Genomic DNA, 22623 nt, shown 5'->3' on the forward strand with positions numbered 1-22623 from the left:
TCCTGTTTTAGTCAAACTCCAGTTCCACCTGCTCCGATCCTACTAACGACCGCAAATCGTTGAGTAAACGATCGCTGGGCGAAATACGCCACGCTGCACCAAAGCGCAGCTTCGCCCGCGCATCTGCTCTCTGATAATAGAGATGCACCGGAATGGTCCCGGAGCGATGAGGCTCCAGAGACTGGCGGAGACGGTTTAAAAGCTGGTCATCAATTTGCCTGTCCGTCAGCGAGATAGCAAGTCCGCGCGCGTATTTTTCCCGCGCTTCGTCGATGTCCATCACTTCTCGAGCGGTCATTTTAAGGCCACCGCTAAAGTCATCAAAGCTGACCTGTCCACTGACGATCAGGATACGGTCTTTCTCCAGCAACTGCTGGTATTTATCTAACGCATCGGTAAATAACATCACTTCCAGACGACCAGAGCGATCGTCGAGAGTACAAATACCAATTCGGTTGCCGCGTTTCGTGACCATCACGCGGGCGGCAATCACCAGCCCCGCCGCGATGGTTACTTTACCACGATCCGTCGGATGCATGTCCTTCAGGCGCATGCCGCCAACGTAGCGATCAATTTCTTTAAGATACTGATTAATTGGGTGGCCGGTGAGATACAAACCCAGCGTCTCACGCTCACCGTCCAGTTGAATCTGTTCCGGCCATGGCGTGATGTTGGTGTATGACTTCTCCACCTGCTCAGGCTCTTCGGCCAGCACACCAAACATGTCGGCTTGTCCGGTGGCTTCTGCTTTTGCGTGCTGATCCGCAGCTTTTAAAGCATCGCTGAGCGCGCTCATCAAGGCTGCGCGATGCGGACCGAGGCGATCAAATGCGCCGGACATGATCAGCTTTTCCATCACACGGCGGTTGATCTTTTTGGTGTCGGTACGCGCGCAGAGATCGAACAGCTCTTTGAAGTAGCCGCCTTCATTACGCGCTTCAATGATCGCTTCGATCGGCCCTTCACCCACGCCTTTAATGGCGCCAATGCCGTAAACGATTTCGCCTTCATCATTCACATGGAACGGATACAGACCGGAGTTGATATCGGGCGGCAGCACTTTCAAGCCCATGCGCCAGCACTCATCCACCAGGCCAACGACCTTCTCGGTGTTGTCCATATCGGCGGTCATTACCGCGGCCATAAATTCTGCTGGGTAGTGCGCTTTCAGCCACAGCGTCTGGTAAGACACCAAAGCATAGGCTGCCGAGTGCGACTTGTTAAAGCCATAACCGGCAAACTTCTCTACCAGATCGAAGATCTTCATCGAGAGTTCACCGTCCACGCCCATGCTTTCTGCACCGTCCTGGAACACCGAACGTTGCTTAGCCATCTCTTCGGGTTTCTTTTTACCCATTGCACGGCGCAGCATATCCGCACCACCCAGGGTATAACCCGACAGCACCTGAGCGATCTGCATCACCTGTTCCTGATACAGGATGATGCCGTAGGTTGGTTCCAGTACCGGCTTCAGGGTTTCGTGCTGCCACTGAATATCCGGGTACGAAATTTCTTCACGGCCGTGCTTACGGTCAATGAAGTTATCAACCATGCCCGATTGCAGCGGTCCTGGGCGGAACAGTGCCACCAGTGCGATCATATCTTCAAAGCAGTCCGGCTTCAGACGCTTAATCAGATCTTTCATGCCGCGTGATTCAAGCTGGAAAACCGCTGTGGTTTCCGAGCGTTGCAGCATATCGAAGCTTTTCTTGTCATCCAGCGGGATGGCGGCGATATCAATCGGCTCCAACCCTTCTTTGGCGCGGCGCGGGTTAATCATCTTCAGCGCCCAGTCGATGATGGTCAGCGTACGCAAGCCGAGGAAGTCAAACTTCACCAGCCCGGCGTATTCCACATCATTTTTATCAAACTGGGTTACCGGGAATTGGCCATTCTCGTCACAGTAAAGCGGCGCAAAATCAGTGATTTTGGTCGGTGCGATAACCACCCCACCGGCATGTTTACCGGCGTTACGCGTGACACCTTCCAGCTTGCGCGCCATATCGATCAGCGCTTTGACCTCTTCATCTGCCTCGTAGATTTCCGGCAACTGCGGTTCCGCTTCAAAGGCTTTATCCAGCGTCATCCCAGGATCGGGCGGGATCAACTTGGAGATGCGATCGACAAAGCCATACGGATGACCGAGCACGCGCCCTACGTCGCGGATAACCGCTTTCGCCGCCATGGTACCGAAAGTGATGATCTGCGAGACCGCTTCGCGCCCATACATCTCGGCGACATGATCGATCACCTGATCGCGCTTCTCCATGCAGAAATCGACGTCGAAGTCAGGCATTGAGACACGTTCCGGGTTAAGGAAGCGTTCGAACAGCAGGTCAAATTCCAGTGGATCGAGATCGGTGATCTTCAGCGCATACGCCACTAATGAACCCGCACCTGAACCACGGCCGGGCCCAACCGGGATACCGTTATCCTTCGACCACTGGATAAACTCCATCACGATCAGAAAGTAGCCAGGGAAGCCCATCTGGTTGATAACGTTAAGTTCAATCTCAAGACGTTCATCATATTCTGGCCGCTTTTCCGCACGCTGCTTGTCATCCGGAAACAGGAATTCAAGACGCTCTTCCAACCCTTCACGAGATTTCATAACGAGGAAATCTTCGGTCGTCATTTCACCGGTGGGGAACTGCGGCAGGAAGTACTCACCCAGGCGTACCGTGACGTTACAACGCTTAGCAATCTCTACGCTGTTTTCCAGCGCTTCCGGGATGTCCGAGAACAGCTCGCACATCTCCTCTTCGCTGCGCATATATTGCTGAGGACTGTAATGACGTGGGCGTTTTGGATCGTCCAGCGTGAAGCCATCATGAATCGCCACGCGAATTTCATGGGCGTCAAAATCTTCTTCGTTGAGGAAACAGACTTCGTTAGTGGCCACCACCGGCACACCTTCGGCAATCGCTAACTCAACGGCGGCATGCAGATAAGCCTCTTCATCAGCGCGTCCGGTCCGCGTCAGTTCGAGGTAATAACGATTAGGGAAGTGTTCCTGATAGAAACTGAGGCACTGCGATACCAGCGCACTGTTGCCGCGCAGGAGACTGCGGCCAACATCACCCTTGCGTCCACCGGAGAGCAGAATGATGCCTTCACCCAGCTCGACCAGCCAGTCACGGTCAATAATTGGCCCGGCAATACCATACCCACGCTGATACGCTCGCGAAATCAACAACGTCAGGTTCTGATAGCCCGTGTTATTGGCAGCAAGCACAGTGAGTTGTGTCAGCTCATCGCCCATCAATTCGCTGGCGACGTGGAAATCCGCACCAATAATCGGTTTGATGCCTGCATCGTGCGCACTGCCGTAAAAACGCACCAACCCGCAAAGGTTGATGTAATCGGTAATCGCAATCGCCGGCATACCAAGCGCAGCCGCCTTCTTGACCAATGGCTTAGTTTTCGCCAGGCCATCGACCATCGAATAGTCGCTGTGTACGCGCAGATGTATAAAACGAGGTTCAGCCATATCAGTTTCCGATTAAAACAGCGTCAGGCTATTAAAGCGTAGTCGGCTGGCGCGCGGCCAGCACATCAGCATCAATCAGGGCATTACGCACCGGTGCAAAGCTGCGGCGATGATGTGGCGTGGCACCAAACTGGGTCAATTTTTCCATATGCAACGCAGTTGGGTAGCCTTTATGCTGGGCAAATCCATATTCCGGGAACAACAGATCCAGCTCGGCCATTTCACGATCGCGTGTAACTTTGGCAATGATCGAGGCTGCACTGATCTCTTTTACCAGGCTATCGCCCTTCACAACCGCTTGCGATGGCATCGCTAACGCAGGGCAACGGTTGCCATCGATCAACACAAAATCAGGCGTAACAGGCAGACCCGCTACCGCACGCTGCATCGCCAGCATAGTGGCGTGCAGAATGTTGAGCTGGTCGATCTCTTCAGGCTCCGCACGGCCCAGACTCCAGGCCAGCGCTTTCTCTTTGATCTCGTCATACAGCGCCAGCCGACGCTTTTCTGAGAGCTTCTTTGAGTCAGCCAGCCCTATAATCGGATTCGCGGGATCGAGGATGACTGCTGCCGTAACAACGGCACCTACCAGCGGACCTCGTCCCACTTCATCCACGCCAGCAATGCGCTGTGCGTTTGGGTAGATAAAATCAGCCATTGGCAATCTCCAGTACGGCGTCCGCGGCTTGCTCATCAGCATTCCAGCGAATCTGTTGATGCAACTCGTTGAAGGTATTCAGCAGGTCATCGCGCTCTGGTCCGGCATGCAACAGAGGTTCCAGCGCAGCCGCCAGTGCCTCTGGCTGGCACTCTTCCTGCAACAGCTCTTTGACCAACTCCCGACCCGCCAGCAGATTGGGCAATGAAACGTACGGTGTTTTCACCAAACGCTTCGCCAGCCAGAAGGTAAAGGGTTTCATGCGGTAACCGACCACCATCGGACATTTCGCCAGCATGCACTCCAGCGCAGCAGTGCCGGATGCGAGAATCGCCGCATCGCTGGCGATCATCGCCTGACGGCCTTTGCCATCCAGCAAATGCATCGGCAGCTCGGGTGCCACTTCAGCTTTAATCTGTTCAAACTGTTCGCGGCGTTTGGCATTGACCAGCGGCACCACGATTTCCAGTGCGGGATAACGCTGACGCAACAACTGCGCCGCACGCAAGAAATCCGCACTCAGCATTTCCACTTCTGCACCACGGCTACCCGGCAGCAAGCCCAGGCAGATCGCATCCTCCGCGATGCCTAGCTCACGTCGCGCCGCCGATTTATCTGGCTGCAGCGGCATGGCATCCGCCATGGTGTGGCCGATAAAGCGGCAAGGTACGTTGAATCGATCGTAAAACGCTTTTTCAAACGGCAGAAACGCCAATACAAGATTGGTGTTGCGGCCAATTTTGAACACGCGTTTTTGTCGCCACGCCCATACAGAAGGACTGACGTAATGAATGGTGCGAATGCCTGCGCGCTTCAGGCTCCCTTCCAAGGTGATATTGAAATCTGGCGCATCAATACCGACGAAGACATCAGGCTTGAGTTCGGTGAAGCGCTGCGTCAAATCCTTGCGAATTTTCAGCAATCGGCGCAAGCGGCCGAGCACTTCAACAATGCCCATCACCGCCAGCTCTTCCATCTCATACCAGACTTCACAGCCTTCGGCCTGCATCAGCGGACCGGCAACGCCGACAAAGCGAGCATCGGGATGACGCGCTTTGAGCGCACGGATAAGACCAGCACCAAGAATATCGCCGGAGGTTTCTCCGGCGACCAGGGCAATCGTTAAGGGACGCACTGACATGGATTAACGAATCAATCCACGCGTTGAACGAGCAAAGAAGTCATAGAAAGGCTGCACTTCGCTGTGTTGTTTCGCCAGCTCTTCAATCTCTGGTTTCACTTCATCCAGCGTTCTGCCGCTGCGGTACAGTAATTTGTACGCATTACGAATCGCGTGCAGTGCTTCTTTGCTGAAGCCACGGCGCTTAAGACCTTCGATGTTAATGCCGAACGGTGTTGCGTGGTTACCCTGCGCAATCACGTACGGAGGCACATCCTGCGCGACGCCTGAACAACCGCCAACCATCACGTGTGCACCAATGGTGCACCACTGGTGTACCGCCGTCATCCCGCCGATAATCGCGAAATCATCAACAGTCACATGGCCGCCCAGCGTGGCGTTGTTGGCGAAGATGCAACGGTTGCCAATCACGCAGTCATGAGCAATGTGCGCATTGACCATCAGCAGGTTATCGCTGCCAACTTTGGTGACGTTGCCACCCTGCGTGGTGCCACGGTGAATGGTGACGCTCTCACGGATGCGGTTGCGATCGCCGATTTCAACACGGGTCGGCTCACCGGCATATTTCAGGTCCTGGTTCACTTCACCAATCGAAGCAAACTGATAGATCTGATTATCTTTACCGATACGCGTGTGGCCATTCACCACCACGTGCGATTTGAGCACCGTACCTTCACCAATTTCCACGTTAGCGCCGACAAAGCAGAACGGGCCGATGTGAACATTGGCGCCGATGACGGCACCTTCTTCAATGACGGAACTGGGATGAATATTGGCGGTTGAATCAATCACTAATTATGCCTCCCGGCTACGGGCACACATCATGGTCGCTTCACAGACAATCTTGCCGTCTACCGTTGCCACGCCTTTGAAGCGCGTCAGACCACGACGAGTTTTCTCGAAGGTGACTTCCATAATCATCTGATCGCCCGGTACCACTGGACGTTTGAAGCGGGCTTCGTCGATACCGGCGAAGTAATACAGCTCGCCGGGTTCCAGTTTTCCAACGCTTTTGAACGCCAGAATACCGGTTGCCTGCGCCATTGCTTCCAGAATCAGAACGCCTGGGAAAATCGGCTTACCAGGGAAGTGTCCCTGGAAAAACGGTTCATTAACAGAAACGTTCTTCACCGCACGCAGATATTTATGCTCTTCAAATTCCAGCACGCGGTCAACCAGCAAGAACGGATAGCGGTGCGGCAGCAGTTCTAAAATCTCTTCGATTTTCAGAGTATGCGTTTCAGTTGTCAAAATACTCTTCCTGTCCTAAAAAATCTGATGGCAATAATAACACGGCCTGCACAGATCAAAATGATCCTCCGCAGGCCGCAAATCAGTTCGGTGGCGTAACGCTTTCCTGAGAGACCTTCTTACGCTTTCGGGTTAAGCCGAAGTTGTGAAAAGGCACGCTGCTTTATTATGAAAGCGGGTAGCGAGCGATGCGTTTAGTCGTCTTTGCCGACCTTACGTTCGATGGCTTTTAAGCGTTTGCTTATTTCATCGATATTCATCACCAGCGCTGCCGTTTTACGCCAGGTTTTGTTGGGTTGCAGTGGGATACCCGATGAGTATACCCCCGGCTCTGTGATGGGGCGCATTACCATGCCCATGCCCGTTACGGTCACTTTGTCACAGATTTCCATATGGCCGTTAATGACGCTGGCGCCGCCAATCATACAATAACGTCCAATCTTCAGACTACCCGCCATGATCACACCACCCGCAACGGCCGTGTTATCTCCAATCACAACGTTGTGCGCAATCTGACACTGGTTGTCTATGATAACACCATTGCCGATCAGAGTGTTATCCAGTGCACCGCGATCGATAGTGGTACAGGCACCAATTTCTACCCGATCCCCAATCACGACAGTACCCAGCTGAGGGATTTTCACCCAATTGCCACGGTCGTTAGCATACCCGAAACCATCGGCACCGATCACGGTACCCGACTGAATCAGACAATCCTGACCAATCTCGATCTCATGGTAAATCGTAACGTTAGCCCACAAACGTGAGCCGCGACCGATACGCGTCTGCTTACCCACAAAACATCCTGCGCCAATCACAACGTCGTCGCCCAGCTCAACGCCAGACTCGATCACCGCATTCGCGCCCACCGAAACGTTCTTACCCAGCGTCGCTGTCGGATCGATCACCGCACTGGGCGCGATATTCTGCGCGGGCTGCGGCGTTGTGTCCAGCAGTTGTGCCATGCGAGCGTACGTTAGGTAAGGATTTTTCACCACCAGGGCAGCGGTTTTACACCACTCCAGATCCGCTTCCGTCAGCACCACGGCTGAAGCCTGGATATGAGCGAGCTGCTCGCGGTAGCGGCTGTTTGCAAGAAAAGTGATTTGACCAGTGGTGGCGGATTGCATAGAAGCAATGCCGGAGATGGCGATATCGCCATCTCCGTGCAATTCTGCATCCAACTGCTGGGCTAAATCAGCCAGTCGAATTGATGACATCGATTATTTAACCTGTTTTACAACGTCAGCAGTGATGTCTTTAGCATCAGCAGAAGAGTACAGAACGGCCTGAGAATCCAGCACCAGATCGTAACCATCGCTTTTCGCTACAGACTGAACAGCGGTCTGGATTTTAGCCAGCAGCTTGTTACGCTCCTGCATCTGACGAGTCTGGTTGTCTTTGTCGAAAGCCTGCGCTTTCTGTTCAAAAGCAGCACGCTCAGAAGCAATCTGCTTCTCTTTCTTGGTGCGATCGCTGGCCTTCATGGTTGACGCATTGCGCTGCAGATCCTGGATTTCACCCTGGATTTTCTGCTGCTGCGCCTGGAGGTCAGAAGCACGGCTTGAGAACTCGCCCTCAAGCTGTTTAGCAACAGCGGCACGCTGCGGAGACTGCTGGAATACCTGGCTCAGGTTCACGACGGCGATTTTATCGGCCGCCTGGGCACCCGCAGAAGCAGCTAATGCAACACCCAGAGCAGCAGCACAGAACAACTTTTTCACTATAAACTCCTTACCTCAACGTGTGTGTTTGCAGCGTGTCACGCCAGAGCGCGACACGGATGCAAGACGGTATTTTCACTTCCTTGTTCAGAGCCTTACCAGGTTTTACCAATGTTAAACTGGAACTGCTCTGACTTGTCTCCCTCGACTTTCTTCATCGGCTGAGCATATGAGAATACCAGCGGACCTAATGGCGACATCCATTGCAGTGCAACACCGGCAGAGACACGAATGTTATTCGGATCGCTGTAGTCCGGAATGCCCGCCGCACGTGTTTCTGCGGTGTTCTGCCATTTGGTATCCCAGACAGTACCGGCGTCCATGAACACCGATGTACGGACTGAGTTAGCGTATTTCTCGCTCAGGAACGGCGTTGGCGTGATCAGCTCAAGGCTGGCAATTGCCATCGCGTTACCACCCACCGCATCATCTGACTTACAGACGCCATTGGCATCCGTCAGGTTACAGGTGGAGGAGTGATCGTTCAGATACGCCGCTTTCGGACCAATGGTATTGGACTGGAAGCCACGAACCGTACTTGAACCACCGCCGTAGAAGTTCTCATAGAACGGCATCTCTTTTCCACCGAGCCCGTCACCATATCCGACACGGCCACGTCCCAGCACCACCCAGGTGCCATCACGGTTCAGTGGCACGTACTGCTGAGAATCCAACGTCGCTTTGTAGAAGGCGTTATCGGAACCTGGAATGGTCACTTTGCCGTTCAGGTTGGTACGGTTACCCCTGGTCGGGAAGAAACCGCGGTCCAGCGTGTTGTATGTCCAACCGTAGTTGAAGGTGAAGTCATCTGCAGAGAAATCACCTTTATCATTCAACTCCTGATGACGGCCAACCGAGTCAAGATAACGCCACATCGCAATCTGTGGTTGCATGTTGGACAGGTCGTTATGTACGTAACCCAGGCCGACACGCAGCGTGTTGTTCTCGTTTACTGGGAAGCCTAACGTGCCATCAACACCATAACTTCTGTTGGTGTAATCGGACAGGTCAGCATCATTCGCTTTAAAGTCGTTGTAGAACAAACGACCCCCCAGGCTGACACCGTCGACCGTGAAGTACGGATCGGTCAGTGAGAATTCAGCATAGGTCTGATAATCGTTTTTAGTCCCGCTGATGCCAACGGTATTACCGGTACCGAGCCAGTTATCCTGGGTTACACCCACCTGGAAGCTGACGCCACTTTCGGTGCCGTAACCCACACCAAAGTTGAAGGTACCGGTGTTACGCTCTTTCACTTTGTAAACCACATCGACCTGGTCCGGAGAACCTGGCACGCGCTGCGTGTCTACATCAACCGTTTCAAAGTAACCGGTGCGGTTCAGGCGTTCTTTACCCTGATCAACCAGGTCGCTGCCCAACCATGCGCCTTCCATCTGACGCATCTCACGGCGCAGTACGGAATCTTTCGACGTATCGTTACCTTCGAAGCGCACTTTACGCACGTAATAACGGTTACCGGCATCCACATTGATATGCAGTTTAACGGTTTTGTCTGCATCGTTAATTTCCGGCTGTGTCACCACACGCGGATAGGCATAGCCATAACGACCCAGCAGTTTTTTGATGTCGTCTTCCATCTGGGTGACTTTGGTGCCGTTATACAGCTCACCCGATGGAATACGCGTCATCTTTTCGATTTCCGCAGAGTGACCCGCCATGCTGCCGTTCACGATAACGCCGGCAATCTTATACTGATCGCCTTCGTTGATGTTCACGGTGATGTAGATGCCTTTTTTATCTGGCGTCAGGCTCACCTGAGTGGAATCGATGTTGAAGCGCGCATAACCGCGATCCAGATAGAAGCTACGCAGAGTCTCAAGATCCCCGGCCAGCTTTTGTTTCTGGTATTTACGATCGCCTACCACGTTCCACCACGGCACTTCATCACGCAGTGAGAAGCGCGAGATCAATTCGTCAGAGCTAAAGGCTTTGTTACCAACGATGTTGATCTGCTGAATCTGAGCAGACACGCCTTCCTGGAAGACGAATTTCAGATCCACACGGTTACGGGGCAGCGGTGTCGCAATCGCTTTCACGCTGGCGGTGTATTTACCGACGCTGTAGTAGAAGTCTTCCAGGCCCTTCTCAATCGAAGAAAGCGTGGTGCGGTCAAGTGCTTCACCGACGCGCACACCAGAAGCTTCAAGGTTCTGCTTCAGCTGATCTTCTTTCACCGCTTTGTTGCCGGAGAAAGTGATGCTGGCAATGGTCGGACGCTCTTTCACCTGAACAATCAGGGTTGTTCCATCACGCAGAACCTGAACATCTTCAAAGTTGCCGGTGGCGAACAGAGAGCGAATGGTGTTTCTGACGTCATCGTCAGAAATGGTATCACCGACACGTACGGGCATGCTGAGCAGAGCCGCGCCGACGGCGACTCGCTGGAGACCTTCGAAATGAATGTCCTTCACTACGAAATCGTCTGCACCGTAAACGGTGGCGCTGCTAAACAGCAGCGACGCTATGAGCAACTTTTTCATCGCCATCGTTGTTATGCGTTTTCCTAACACATCCCGCGCCTGTCCGCAGTCCAGCTATTACAGACGTGAGAAATCATTGAAAAGTGCAAGCCCCATTAATAACACCAGCAGAATTGAGCCAATGCGATAACTGAAGTCCTGAACTCGCTCGGACACCGGTCCACCTTTGATCTTTTCGATCGCCAGAAAGAGCAGATGTCCACCATCTAATACCGGCAGAGGGAACAGGTTGATGATCCCCAGATTGACGCTGATCAGCGCCAGGAACATCAGATAGTAAATCACCCCGTATTCCGCTGATAACCCTGCACCTTGCGCAATCGAAATTGGCCCGCTCAGATTATTCAGCTTCACATCCCCGGTAATCAACTTGCCCAGCATTGAGACCGTTAACTTCATCAGTTGCCAGGTTTTGACACTGGCTTCACCGATAGCGGCAAAGGGCCCATACTGCCTAACCGTTTTATACTCGTCCGGCAGCGGAATGACGCGCGGAATCACTCCCGCAAAGCCTTCCGCTTCATTGCCCGGTTTCGCTTCTGGCGTTAACGTCAACGCCACGAGTTCGCCGTTACGTTCCACATCCAGCGCCATGTTTTTGCGCGGATTATCGCGTACCTGCGCCGCAAAAGCCTGCCATTGTGTTAACGGCTGACCATCGACTTTAACGATCCTGTCGCCTGCTTGCAAACCGGCAGCGCTGGCCGGCGAATTTGCCTGCACTTCAGCTAAGGTCGTTTCGATTTGTGGCCCACGAGGACGAATCCCTAATGCCACAACCGGGTCCTGTTTATCCGGTTCGAACTGCCATTCGCGCAAATCGACCTGCTTCTGCTGCGTGGCATCTTTACCGAATTGCGAGACGGTAAGCGTGGTACTGCTGTCGCCGATTTTTCCGATCAGCGCCATGCGCACTGCATCCCAATCAGGCGTTTCGATACCATCTACCGCTTTAAGTTCCATGCCGGAGGTAATTTGCGCTTCAGCCGCGATGGAACCGTTCAGAATTTCGCCAACAACCGGACGCACACCGGGTACGCCGTGGATAAAGACGACCCAATAAGCGAAGACGGCAAAGATGAAGTTAGCAATGGGACCGGCCGCAATGATTGAAGCACGCTGCAGCACAGTTTTATTGTTGAAGGCCTGATGGCGGAGTTCAGCGGGAACGCTCTCTACGCGTTCGTCGAGCATTTTGACGTAGCCGCCCAGCGGGATCAGGGCAATGACGTATTCAGTGCCCTGACGGTCGCTACGACGCCACAACGCTTTGCCAAAGCCAATCGAGAAACGTTCGACTTTAACACCGCAGCGGCGGGCGACCCAAAAGTGGCCGAATTCGTGCACGGTGATAAGTACGCCAAGTGCCACGATAAAGGCGACAAAACTCCAGAGTATGCTCAACATTGTCGCTAATCCTCAAAGGGTGCGGAACACCAGCAGCAGCAGGCAGGCAAAAACCGGCACCGCAGCGGTCAGGCTGTCGATACGATCGAGGATACCACCGTGACCCGGAATCAAGTTACCGCTGTCTTTGATGCCCGCTTCACGTTTGAACATGCTCTCGGTCAAATCACCCAGTACCGAAGCCAGCGTAGCAATAACGGCACAGATAATCAGCGTACCCGGCGCCACGGAAAGCGGAGCCAGCAGCGCAAACAGCCAGGCGATAATCGCGGATGACAGCAGGCCGCCAAAGAAGCCTTCCCAGGTTTTACCCGGTGACACTTTTGGCGCCAGCTTATGTTTACCAAACAAACGGCCAAACATGTAAGCGCCAGAATCTGCGCCCCAGACCAGTAGCATCACAAACAGCAGCCACCATGCTCCTGCAAAGTGATCGGTATCGTAATGATACTGGCGCAGCGCCATCATGCCCCAGAAGAAGGGAATCACGGTCAGGATGCCGAATAGCACGCGGAGTGGGCGCGAAGTGCGCCACAACGCCGCAGAGGCAGGATAAAACAGCACGAGAAACAGGGCGACAATCCACCATCCCAGCGCGGCCCAAAGTGAGCCTTCCATCTGGAACTGGTGCAGATTGCGTTGATAGGGTTGCAGAGTGAACAGCATCACTGAGAGCAATAGGCCGCATAGCACGGCGAGCCAGATACGCTGCTGACGTGTCTTCATACCCGCCAGCTGCCCCCATTCCCAGGCGGCAAGCATACAGATGATGATGGTGGTAATCGCAAATCCGGACAGCGGCAACCAAAACAGAGCAGCGATCACCAGCGGAATCAAAATAAGCGCGGTGATCAGACGAGACTTCAGCAAAGGTTACCCCCAGATTGCTCAGGCGCCGCCTGGTGCCGCGCCGCCAAAGCGTCGCTCCCGCGAAGAGAATGCATTCAGTGCACCTTCAAAAACGTGTTCATCAAAATCAGGCCAAAGAACATCGGTAAACCAAAACTCAGCATAGGCGATCTGCCACAGCAGGAAGTTGCTAATCCGATGCTCTCCCCCGGTCCTTATCACTAAATCCACCGGCGCCAGCTCCTGCATACACAGATAGGGAGCCAGACTTTCTTCGGTTATCTGGTCAGGACGTAATAAACCTTCCTGAACCTGTTCAGCCAGTTTTCTGGCACCCTGGATAATATCCCAACGGCCGCCATAGTTGGCAGCAATGTTGAGGGTGAGTCCATTATTTTGCTGAGTCAGTTCCTCGGCGCGACGAATGCGTTCCTGAATACGATTATTGAAACGACTGATATCGCCAATCACGCGCAGACGCACGTTGTGTTTGTGCAGGCTTTTGACTTCGCTGTCGAGCGCCCAGACAAACAATTCCATTAAGGCCGTCACTTCCTGTACCGGTCGGCTCCAGTTTTCACTGCTGAACGCATAGAGCGTGAGCGCTTCCAGTTTATGGCTGACCGCAAAGCTGACGGCCCGGCGTACTGATTTTACCCCGGCTTTGTGGCCTGAAATACGCAGTTTGCCCTGATTTTTTGCCCAGCGACCATTACCATCCATAATGATGGCCACGTGACGTGGCGTGCAGTACGACTCGTCATCGATTGTGTTGTGATTGTTGGACGACATAACGCGTAATAATTCCTTTCATCAGAAATGCTGTGGTTTCTGAATACATTGCGCCTGCGGCAAACCCCGGCATCGCTACCAGATGACATCGAAACAATGTCGGGCCGAAAAACGCGAGCGAGCGACTATACCATTTTCACCCTGAGCGAACAAATAGCGGGAAGTATCAACCTGCTAAACGAAAGCGTGGTAGCAATTCTGTGGCACAGATACGCGCTAACCGATCGATCTCCATCACATCCTCAATGCTGCCCGGTTCCTGGCACATCAAGGACGCCAGCACTTCGCTGTTGATGGCGGCGATGTCGGTAAAGCGAATCTGATGCTGCAGAAATGCCGCGACGGCCACTTCGTTTGCCGCATTCAGCGTGGTGGTGGCGGCCTGCCCTGTTGAGCAAGCATCGATTGCCAACTTCAGGCAGGGATAGCGCTCATAGTCCGGCTCTGCAAACGTCAGTGACTTCATTCGCGTGAAATCGAGTGGCGTTACGCCGGCCGAAATACGTGCTGGCCATGCCATGCTGTGCGCGATGGGGGTTCGCATATCAGGCGATCCCAGCTGCGCCAGCACACTGCCATCGCAGTAACGCACCATGGAGTGAATCACCGACTGCGGATGCAGGATGACTTCCATCTGTGCGTCAGTGGCATTAAATAGCCAGCGGGCTTCAATGTATTCAAGACCTTTATTCATCATGGTGGCCGAATCAACGGAGATTTTACGTCCCATTGACCAGTTCGGATGCGCACACGCTTGATCTGGCGACATAGCGGCCAAATCCGCTAATGGCGTGTCACGAAAAGGGCCACCCGATCCCGTAAGGAGAATAGAATCAATGCCATTCTCTCGCAGATCAGCGTACCCCAACTGATGCTGTATGGAAGCGGGTAAACTCTGAAAAATGGCGTTGTGCTCGCTGTCAACCGGCAACAGCTGCGCCTTGTGATGACGCACGGCCTCCATAAACAGGCGGCCGCACGTGACAAGTGACTCTTTATTCGCGAGTAAAACGGTTTTGCCAGCACGAATCGCGGCAAGCGTGGGTTGCAGCCCGGAGGCGCCAACAATAGCCGCCATCACCTGATCCACTTCATCGAGTGCAGCCAGCTCGCAAGCCGCCTGAACGCCGGAGAGCACTTCGGTAGGAAGATTCAATGCTCTCAGTCGCTCACGCAGCGCTTGTGCGGAGGCTTCATCAGACATCGCCGCATAGCGTGGGGTAAATTGCTGACACTGTTCAGCCATCAGCGCTACGTTTTGACCCGCCACCAGCGCGGTGACCTGGTACAGATCTGGATTGGCTGCGATGACGGCCAGCGTGCTGGTACCAATCGAGCCGGTGGAACCCAGCAGAGTTAATCGCTTCATCATGCTATCCCTGTGACGTCGTGGATCGTGCCTGCAACAGCGCCAGGCACAATGTAAAACGCCGCCAGAGTCGCACAACGTCTCTGAACGGCGTTTTATACCCGTCATACTTCAAGCTGCAGGTGCGTTGGCTACGCTCATTCACCCCAGTCACTTACCTGAGTAAGCTCCTGGGAATTCATTCTCTTGCCGCCTTCCTGCACCCTGAATTATTTTGGGTATAGGTAATCTGATGGAATTAGAAATCCATCAGTTCCTTTTCTTTTTCGGCCAATGCGACATCAACATTTTTGATGTAGCCATCGGTCATTTTCTGGATCTCATCCTGCGAGCGACGTTCGTCGTCTTCGCTGATCTCTTTGTCTTTCAGCAGTGCTTTGATCTTGTCGTTAGCATCACGGCGCACGTTACGAACAGAAACACGCCCCTGCTCCGCTTCACCACGCACGACCTTGATCAGATCTTTACGACGCTCTTCGGTCAGCGCTGGCAGTGGCACACGAATATCGGTACCTGCTGAGCTTGGGTTCAGACCCAGGTCAGATGCCATAATCGCTTTTTCAACGGCCGGGCTCAGTGAGCGGTCAAACACGTTGATTTTCAGCGTACGAGAATCTTCTACCGTGACGCTAGCCAGCTGACGCAATGGCGTAGGTGTACCGTAGTAAGGCACCATAATGCCGTCGAGCAGTGAAGGCGAAGCACGACCGGTGCGCACTTTGCTGATTTGGTTTTTGAATGCGTCCACGCATTTTTCCATGCGCGTGTCGGCATCTTTTTTAATGTCGTTAATCACGTTAAAACCCTTGGATTCGGTTTGACCTGGCCATTTCCGGGCAACCCGGAAGTGGTATCGATAAACATCGATCATCCTGAAAGCTGCGCGATGCCACTGCATCGCGCCAACAGAATATACCTTATTTTATCTTGCGTCGGGTATTAATGCGTAATCAGAGTGCCTTCTTTTTCACCCATCACTACGCGACGCAGTGCGCCAGGCTTGTTCATGTTGAAGACGCGGATCGGCAATTGATGGTCGCGAGCCAATGTAAAGGCCGCCAGATCCATCACTTTCAGCTCTTTATCCAGTACTTCGCCATAGGTCAGCTGCTCATACAGCGTCGCGTCCGGGTTTTTCACCGGATCATCTGAATAAACACCGTCAACTTTGGTGGCTTTCAATACCACATCGGCTTCGATTTCGATGCCACGCAGACAAGCGGCGGAGTCAGTGGTAAAGAACGGGTTGCCAGTACCGGCGGCGAAAATCACCACGCGGTTATTGCGCAGCAGGCTGATTGCTTCTGCCCAGCTGTAGTTATCACACACGCCATTCAGCGGAATCGCGGACATCAGACGCGCGTTAACATACGCACGGTGCAATGCGTCTCGCATTGCCAGACCGTTCATCACGGTTGCCAGCATACCCATATGATCGCCGACCACACGGTTCATGCCTGCCTGTGCCAGGCCAGCGCCACGGAACAGGTTACCGCCACCAATAACCACACCCACCTGGATGCCCAGCTCAACCAGCTCTTTCACCTCTTGCGCCATACGGTCAAGCACGCTCGCGTCAATACCAAAACCTTCGGCACCTTGCAGTGCTTCGCCACTCAGTTTTAGCAGGATACGTTGATATACAGGTTTTGCGTTGGTCGCCATGGTCAATTCTTCCTGGAAGATATGATGAATGAGAAGTTAAATCTGATCGATCATCCGCTTAGCGAGCGAAAAAAGCTATTGGGATGAGACTGAAAAGTGGTCCACGCAAAACGCAGACAAAAAAGAACCGCCTTCCGGCGGTTCTTTCGGAGCATTAAGACTGTTTGGACATTGCAGCAACTTCTGCTGCGAAGTCAGCTTCAACTTTCTCGATGCCTTCGCCCACTTCGAAGCGGATGAAGTTAATCACGTCTGCGCCTTTCTCTTTCAGAGCCTGGCCAACAGTTTTGCTTGGATCGATAACGAAAGCCTGACCGGTCAGAGAAACTTCGCCGGTGAATTTCTTCATGCGGCCTTCAACCATTTTCTCTGCGATTTCTTTAGGCTTGCCAGACTGCATGGCGATGTCCAGCTGAACCTGGTACTCTTTCTCGACCACATCAGCAGACACGTCTTCTGGCTTAACGAATTCTGGCTTGCTTGCCGCAACGTGCATCGCAACTTGCTTGCTCAGCTCTTCATCAGCACCTGTGGTTGAAACCAGAACGCCGATACGTGCGCCGTGCTGGTAGCTGTTCAGCTGTGCACCTTCCAGGATAGCAACACGACGGATGTTGATGTTCTCACCGATTTTAGCAACCAGCGCTACGCGTTCTTCTTCGAACTGCGCTTTCAGAGCTTCAACATCAGTCACTTTACCTGCAGTGGCTGCATCCAGCACTTTGTCAGCGAAAGCCTGGAAACCAGCATCTTTAGCTACGAAGTCGGTCTGGCAGTTAACTTCCAGAATCACTGCGAAACCGTCAGCGATTTTGGTTTTGATCACGCCGTCAGCAGCCACGTTGCCTGCTTTCTTAGCGGCTTTGATCGCACCAGATTTACGCATGTTCTCGATCGCCAGCTCGATGTCGCCGTTCGCTTCGGTCAGCGCTTTTTTGCAATCCATCATGCCTGCGCCAGTACGCTCACGCAGTTCTTTTACCAATGCAGCGGTAATTTCAGCCATTCCAGAATCCTCGATTCGTCTCTGTGTGCGTTAACACTGTCAGAAACTTGTTGCGGAAAATTTACTCTGCCCCGCTTACCCGAAAGAAGCGTGACAAACTTAGATAAATAAAAGGGGCCTGTGCGGCCCCCTTAACAGATAACATCTGATGTCTAAGGGCTCTTAGAAAGAGCGAACCTTATTAAGCTTCAGCAGCTTCTTCAGCCTGCTCAGCCAGATCCTGTGAACGGCCTTCGCGCACGGTAGTCGCAACAGCAGTCAGGTACAGGCTTACAGCACGGATCGCATCGTCGTTACCAGGGATAACGAAATCAACGCCATCTGGATCAGAGTTGGTATCAACGATAGCAAAGACTGGGATACCCAGGTTGTTTGCTTCTTTGATTGCGATGTGTTCGTGGTCAGCGTCAACAACGAACAGTGCATCCGGCAGACCGCCCATATCTTTGATACCGCCCAGGCTGTTTTCCAGCTTGGCCAGCTCACGAGCACGCATCAGTGCTTCTTTTTTGGTCAGTTTGTCGAAAGTACCGTCCTGAGACTGAGTTTCCAGATCTTTCAGACGCTTGATTGACTGGCGAACAGTTTTCCAGTTGGTCAGCATACCACCCAACCAGCGGTGGTTAACGAAGAACTGGTCGCAGCTCAGAGCTGACTCTTTTACAGATTCGGCAGCAGCGCGCTTAGTACCAACGAAAAGGATTTTGCCTTTACGTGAAGAGATCTTCTGCAACTCAGCCAGAGCTTCGTTGAACATTGGTACAGTTTTCTCAAGGTTGATGATGTGAACCTTGTTACGAGCACCGAAGATGAATGGCTTCATTTTCGGGTTCCAGTAACGGGTCTGGTGACCAAAGTGAACACCAGCCTTGAGCATGTCGCGCATTGAAACAGTTGCCATGATTACCTCTAAAGTATGATTGGGGTTGGGCCTCCATGTATCCCATACAACCGACCTCTTTCAAGGCACCCCGGCGTATGTGTCGATACATGTGTGTTTTAGTACACATAATGAGTTTTATGCGTTTCCTGCCAGCCAACGAAACGAAGGTGACAGAGAATCGTCGGCGCGCTTTATACCATAATGCGCAGGAATAAGCCAACAGTTGTTAGCAGCTTGAGCGAGGAGTCATCCCGATTTGGCAGCCTAATGACTGACTGCTAACATGACTGCCACAGAACTCATTATTGTCGAAAATGTCGGCAATTGCGGATTATTTAATGGCCATTTCAATCAAAACCCCTGAAGAAATCGAAAAAATGCGCGTGGCGGGCCGTCTGGCTGCTGAAGTGCTGGAAATGATCGCCCCGCACGTGGTGCCGGGTGTGACCACAGGTGAACTCGACCGTCTCTGCCACGATCACATCACGAATAAGCAGCAGGCTATCTCAGCCTGCCTTGGCTATCACGGCTTCCCGAAATCAGTGTGTATTTCGGTTAACGAAGTGGTGTGCCACGGCATCCCGAGCGATGATCGCGTATTAAAAGATGGCGATGTGGTCAACGTCGACGTCACGGTGATCAAAGACGAGTATCACGGCGATACCTCGAAGATGTTCATCGTCGGCACACCGACTATTCAAGGCGAGCGCTTGTGCCGTGTCACTCAGGAAAGCCTCTACATTGCGCTGCGTCTGGTTAAACCGGGCATCCGCCTGCGTGAGTTGGGCCGTGCGATTCAGCAATATGTTGAAGCACAGGATTTCTCTGTGGTACGTGAATACTGCGGCCACGGCATCGGCAAAGGTTTCCACGAAGAGCCACAGGTGTTGCACTATGATGCCGATGACGGCGGCGTGGTGTTGCAGGCGGGGATGACTTTCACCGTTGAGCCGATGGTCAATGCCGGTGATTATCGTATCCGCACCATGAAGGATGGCTGGACCGTAAAAACCAAAGATCGCAGCTTGTCCGCGCAGTATGAGCATACTATTGTGGTGACAGAAAACGGCTGTGAGATTCTTACGCTGCGTGAAGATGACACCATTACTGCGGTGCTTGAAAACAACGCGTAACGTTCTTCAGGACAGTACCAGGCCGGCATAATGCCGGCCTTTTTTATGGCGCTTACGAGGCATGTCGATGAGTGGTAGCGTGACCGAAGCAGTACACAAAGGCCTGACTGATTCCCCCGCCAGCTGGCCCGATGAAGCCCTGACGCGTGACAAATTAAAACTCTATCTGGAACAATTCCAGCAGCATCTCGGTATGGCCTTTGATGCCGGTACTGACGTTGAATCACTGATTGATGCCCGCACGCTATTTATCGATCGTCTGTTGCGCCGACTGTGGCGCTTCTACGGCTTCGATAAAATGAAAGAGATTGCGTTGGTTGCGGTGGGCGGTTATGGCCGTGGTGAACTGCATCCGCTCTCCGATATCGATGTCTTGATACTCAGCCGCCAGCCACTGGATGACGCGGCCGCGCAACGCACCAGCGAACTCCTGACGCTGATGTGGGATTTAAAACTCGAAGTTGGCCACAGTGTGCGCACGTTGGAAGAGTGCTTGCTGGAGGGCTTGTCCGATCTTACTGTCGCCACCAACCTGATTGAATCCCGCATGCTGACAGGCGATGTCGCCCTGTTCCTTGAGTTGCAGAAGAACATTTTCAGCGATGGCTTCTGGCCGTCCTCTCGCTTTTTTGCGGCAAAGATTGAAGAGCAACAGGAACGTCATCAGCGCTACCACGGCACCAGCTACAATCTCGAACCCGATATCAAAAGCAGTCCCGGCGGCCTGCGCGACATCCACACCTTACAGTGGGTGGCGCGCCGCCACTTCGGTGCCACCACCATGGATGAGATGGTGGGGTTTGGCTTTATCACGGAGGCCGAGCGCAATGAAATTAATGAATGCCAGGAGTTCCTCTGGCGGATTCGCTTTGCGCTGCACTTAACGTTACCACGCTACGACAACCGCTTATTGTTTGATCGCCAGCTCACTGTGGCACAGCGGCTCAACTATCTCGGCGAAGGCAATGAGCCGGTTGAGCGCATGATGAAAGATTTTTACCGGGTGACGCGCCGCATTGGTGAGCTCAATCAAATGCTGCTGCAGCTGTTTGATGAAGCGATCCTCGCACTCTCCACCACCGAGAAACCACGCAGCATTGATGATGATTTCCAGCTGCGCGGCAATTTAATCGATCTGCGTGACCCCACGCTGTTCGAACGTGAACCGCAGGCCATTCTGCGCATGTTCTATGTGATGGTACGTAATGAGAACATCACCGGCATTTACTCCACCACGCTACGTCACTTGCGCCATGCGCGTCGTCATCTGAAGCAGCCGCTGTGCCAGATTGCCGAAGCGCGTGACACCTTTATGGCGATTCTGCGCCATCCGGGCGCGGTAAAGCGAGCGCTGGTGCCGATGCATCGCCACAGTGTCCTTTGGGCGTATACGCCGCTGTGGGGCAATATTGTCGGCCAGATGCAGTTTGACCTGTTCCATGCTTACACGGTGGATGAGCACACCATTCGCGTCCTGCAAAAGCTGGAAAGCTTCGCCAACGAAGCCACGCGTCCGATGCACCCATTGTGTGTAGAACTCTGGCCGCGTTTGCCACAGATCGAACTGCTGCTGATGGCTGCCTTGCTGCACGATATCGCCAAAGGGCGCGGCGGTGACCACTCGATTCTGGGGGCGCAGGACGCGCTTGATTTTGCCGAATTGCATGGGCTCAACTCGCGGGAAACGCAGTTGGTGGCCTGGCTGGTGCGCCACCATCTGTTGATGTCGGTCACCGCCCAGCGTCGCGATATTCAGGACCCAACCGTGATTCAGCAGTTCGCTGAAGTCATGCAGAATGAAAACCGCCTGCGTTATCTGGTGTGTCTCACCGTGGCCGACATCTGCGCCACCAACGAAAGCCTGTGGAACAGCTGGAAGCAGAGCCTGCTGCGTGAACTGTTCTTTGCGACCGAAAAACAGCTGCGTCGTGGCATGGAAAACAGCCCGGACTTGCGCGAACGCGTACGTCATCATCGCTTACAGGCCCTCGCGCTGTTGCGGATGGAAAACCTCAACGAAGAGCGCCTGCACCATATCTGGAGCCGCTGCCGTGCTGACTATTTCCTGCGTCACACGCCGAATCAGCTGGCATGGCACGCGCGTCATCTGATCGACCACGATCTCACTAAACCCCTGGTGCTGGTCAGCCCGCAGGCCACACGCGGTGGGACTGAAATCTTTATCTGGAGCCCGGACCGCCCTCACCTGTTTGCCGCAGTAGCCGGTGAACTGGACCGCCGAAACCTGAGCGTGCACGATGCCCAGATCTTTACCAGCCGCGACGGCATGGCGATGGATACCTTCATTGTGCTGGAGCCAGATGGCAGTCCGCTGGCCGCCGATCGTCATCCGATGATTATGCAGGCACTGGAGCAAGCGATTACCCAAACCGAGTGGGTGCCGCCGCGCACTCGTCGCCAGTCTGCACGGCTTAAGCACTTCAGCGTCGATACCGAAGTGAATTTCCTGCCGACGCACACTGACCGTCGCAGTTATCTGGAATTGGTGGCGCTGGATCAGCCAGGCTTATTGGCGCGTGTAGGGGAAGTGTTTGCCGACCTCGGCGTTTCTCTGCACGGCGCGCGCATCAGTACGATTGGCGAACGAGTTGAGGATCTTTTCATCCTGGCGGACAGCGAACGGCGCGCACTTGATGTAGAAATGCGCAATGTGCTGCAACAACGGTTGACAGAGGCCCTTAATCCAAACGATAAACTGTGACCTGGCTTCCATCCTTAACGCTGCAGGTGCGT

The 22623-nt window shown here is 53.5% G+C and carries 18 protein-coding genes; 2 read left to right on the plus strand and 16 right to left on the minus strand.

The window, feature by feature from the left end; all coding sequences use genetic code 11:
- Positions 1–7 precede the first annotated feature (7 nt).
- The 16 genes from dnaE to rpsB all read right to left on the minus strand — a co-directional run bounded on the left by dnaE (position 8) and on the right by rpsB (position 18754).
- Positions 8–3490 (minus strand): DNA polymerase III subunit alpha, encoded by a 3483-nt coding sequence (gene dnaE / locus VI01_RS01945; RefSeq protein WP_045813803.1) that lies wholly within the window; start codon positions 3488–3490, stop codon positions 8–10.
- A gap of 31 nt (positions 3491–3521) precedes the next feature.
- Positions 3522–4148 carry a ribonuclease HII gene (gene rnhB, locus VI01_RS01950; protein ID WP_045813804.1) on the minus strand — a complete coding sequence of 209 codons (627 nt, stop codon included), beginning with the start codon at positions 4146–4148 and terminating at the stop codon, positions 3522–3524.
- The gene (gene lpxB, locus VI01_RS01955; protein WP_038648907.1) at positions 4141–5289 is read right to left on the minus strand and encodes a lipid-A-disaccharide synthase; all 1149 of its coding nucleotides are present in this window, start codon (positions 5287–5289) and stop codon (positions 4141–4143) included. Before lpxB ends, rnhB begins: the two co-directional genes overlap by 8 nt.
- Positions 5290–5292: 3 nt before the next feature.
- The gene (lpxA, locus tag VI01_RS01960; protein ID WP_045813805.1) at positions 5293–6081 is read right to left on the minus strand and encodes an acyl-ACP--UDP-N-acetylglucosamine O-acyltransferase; all 789 of its coding nucleotides are present in this window, start codon (positions 6079–6081) and stop codon (positions 5293–5295) included.
- Between the two features lie 3 nt (positions 6082–6084).
- Positions 6085–6540: a 3-hydroxyacyl-ACP dehydratase FabZ gene (gene fabZ / locus VI01_RS01965; protein WP_013507953.1), complete on the minus strand. Its 456-nt coding sequence runs from the start codon at positions 6538–6540 to the stop codon at positions 6085–6087.
- A 194-nt stretch (positions 6541–6734) separates the two neighbouring features.
- A complete protein-coding gene (gene lpxD, locus VI01_RS01970) occupies positions 6735–7760 on the minus strand; it encodes a UDP-3-O-(3-hydroxymyristoyl)glucosamine N-acyltransferase (protein WP_045813806.1) in 1026 nt (341 codons plus the stop codon).
- A gap of 3 nt (positions 7761–7763) precedes the next feature.
- Positions 7764–8264: an OmpH family outer membrane protein gene (locus tag VI01_RS01975; protein WP_034829472.1), complete on the minus strand. Its 501-nt coding sequence runs from the start codon at positions 8262–8264 to the stop codon at positions 7764–7766.
- Between the two features lie 95 nt (positions 8265–8359).
- Positions 8360–10771 (minus strand): outer membrane protein assembly factor BamA, encoded by a 2412-nt coding sequence (bamA, locus tag VI01_RS01980; protein ID WP_045813807.1) that lies wholly within the window; start codon positions 10769–10771, stop codon positions 8360–8362.
- A gap of 51 nt (positions 10772–10822) precedes the next feature.
- Positions 10823–12172 carry a sigma E protease regulator RseP gene (gene rseP / locus VI01_RS01985; protein ID WP_045813808.1) on the minus strand — a complete coding sequence of 450 codons (1350 nt, stop codon included), beginning with the start codon at positions 12170–12172 and terminating at the stop codon, positions 10823–10825.
- A 12-nt stretch (positions 12173–12184) separates the two neighbouring features.
- Entirely contained in the window at positions 12185–13042 is an 858-nt protein-coding gene (cdsA, locus tag VI01_RS01990; RefSeq protein ID WP_038648924.1) for a phosphatidate cytidylyltransferase, read from the minus strand.
- A gap of 18 nt (positions 13043–13060) precedes the next feature.
- Positions 13061–13813 (minus strand): (2E,6E)-farnesyl-diphosphate-specific ditrans,polycis-undecaprenyl-diphosphate synthase, encoded by a 753-nt coding sequence (ispU, locus tag VI01_RS01995; protein WP_034829480.1) that lies wholly within the window; start codon positions 13811–13813, stop codon positions 13061–13063.
- A 166-nt stretch (positions 13814–13979) separates the two neighbouring features.
- Positions 13980–15182 carry a 1-deoxy-D-xylulose-5-phosphate reductoisomerase gene (gene ispC / locus VI01_RS02000; RefSeq protein ID WP_196250123.1) on the minus strand — a complete coding sequence of 401 codons (1203 nt, stop codon included), beginning with the start codon at positions 15180–15182 and terminating at the stop codon, positions 13980–13982.
- Positions 15183–15420: 238 nt separating this feature from the next.
- A complete protein-coding gene (frr, locus tag VI01_RS02005) occupies positions 15421–15978 on the minus strand; it encodes a ribosome recycling factor (RefSeq protein ID WP_038648929.1) in 558 nt (185 codons plus the stop codon).
- Between the two features lie 143 nt (positions 15979–16121).
- The gene (gene pyrH / locus VI01_RS02010; RefSeq protein ID WP_034829488.1) at positions 16122–16847 is read right to left on the minus strand and encodes a UMP kinase; all 726 of its coding nucleotides are present in this window, start codon (positions 16845–16847) and stop codon (positions 16122–16124) included.
- A 154-nt stretch (positions 16848–17001) separates the two neighbouring features.
- The gene (gene tsf / locus VI01_RS02015; protein WP_045813809.1) at positions 17002–17853 is read right to left on the minus strand and encodes a translation elongation factor Ts; all 852 of its coding nucleotides are present in this window, start codon (positions 17851–17853) and stop codon (positions 17002–17004) included.
- Positions 17854–18034: 181 nt separating this feature from the next.
- Complete coding sequence (rpsB, locus tag VI01_RS02020; protein WP_038648935.1) at positions 18035–18754, minus strand: 30S ribosomal protein S2; 720 nt, start codon at positions 18752–18754, stop codon at positions 18035–18037.
- 320 nt (positions 18755–19074) lie between these two features.
- On the opposite strand from rpsB, the gene map reads away from it, so the two are divergent.
- Both map and glnD read left to right on the plus strand, forming a co-directional pair.
- Positions 19075–19869 carry a type I methionyl aminopeptidase gene (gene map / locus VI01_RS02025; protein ID WP_045813810.1) on the plus strand — a complete coding sequence of 265 codons (795 nt, stop codon included), beginning with the start codon at positions 19075–19077 and terminating at the stop codon, positions 19867–19869.
- A gap of 67 nt (positions 19870–19936) precedes the next feature.
- Positions 19937–22591 (plus strand): bifunctional uridylyltransferase/uridylyl-removing protein GlnD, encoded by a 2655-nt coding sequence (gene glnD / locus VI01_RS02030; protein WP_038648939.1) that lies wholly within the window; start codon positions 19937–19939, stop codon positions 22589–22591.
- Positions 22592–22623: the final 32 nt, after the last annotated feature.

The sequence above is a fragment of the Pantoea sp. SM3 genome (genome assembly GCF_000963995.1).
Classification (GTDB): domain Bacteria; phylum Pseudomonadota; class Gammaproteobacteria; order Enterobacterales; family Enterobacteriaceae; genus Pantoea; species Pantoea rwandensis_B.

Coding starts and splice junctions, on each gene's coding strand:
- dnaE (WP_045813803.1), bottom strand. CDS start 3,490: ATGGCTGAACCTCGTTTTATACATCTGCGCGTACACAGCGACTATTCG.
- rnhB (WP_045813804.1), bottom strand. CDS start 4,148: ATGGCTGATTTTATCTACCCAAACGCACAGCGCATTGCTGGCGTGGAT.
- lpxB (WP_038648907.1), bottom strand. CDS start 5,289: ATGTCAGTGCGTCCCTTAACGATTGCCCTGGTCGCCGGAGAAACCTCC.
- lpxD (WP_045813806.1), bottom strand. CDS start 7,760: ATGTCATCAATTCGACTGGCTGATTTAGCCCAGCAGTTGGATGCAGAA.
- bamA (WP_045813807.1), bottom strand. CDS start 10,771: ATGGCGATGAAAAAGTTGCTCATAGCGTCGCTGCTGTTTAGCAGCGCC.
- rseP (WP_045813808.1), bottom strand. CDS start 12,172: ATGTTGAGCATACTCTGGAGTTTTGTCGCCTTTATCGTGGCACTTGGC.
- ispU (WP_034829480.1), bottom strand. CDS start 13,813: ATGTCGTCCAACAATCACAACACAATCGATGACGAGTCGTACTGCACG.
- ispC (WP_196250123.1), bottom strand. CDS start 15,182: ATGAAGCGATTAACTCTGCTGGGTTCCACCGGCTCGATTGGTACCAGC.
- pyrH (WP_034829488.1), bottom strand. CDS start 16,847: ATGGCGACCAACGCAAAACCTGTATATCAACGTATCCTGCTAAAACTG.
- tsf (WP_045813809.1), bottom strand. CDS start 17,853: ATGGCTGAAATTACCGCTGCATTGGTAAAAGAACTGCGTGAGCGTACT.
- rpsB (WP_038648935.1), bottom strand. CDS start 18,754: ATGGCAACTGTTTCAATGCGCGACATGCTCAAGGCTGGTGTTCACTTT.
- map (WP_045813810.1), top strand. CDS start 19,075: ATGGCCATTTCAATCAAAACCCCTGAAGAAATCGAAAAAATGCGCGTG.
- glnD (WP_038648939.1), top strand. CDS start 19,937: ATGAGTGGTAGCGTGACCGAAGCAGTACACAAAGGCCTGACTGATTCC.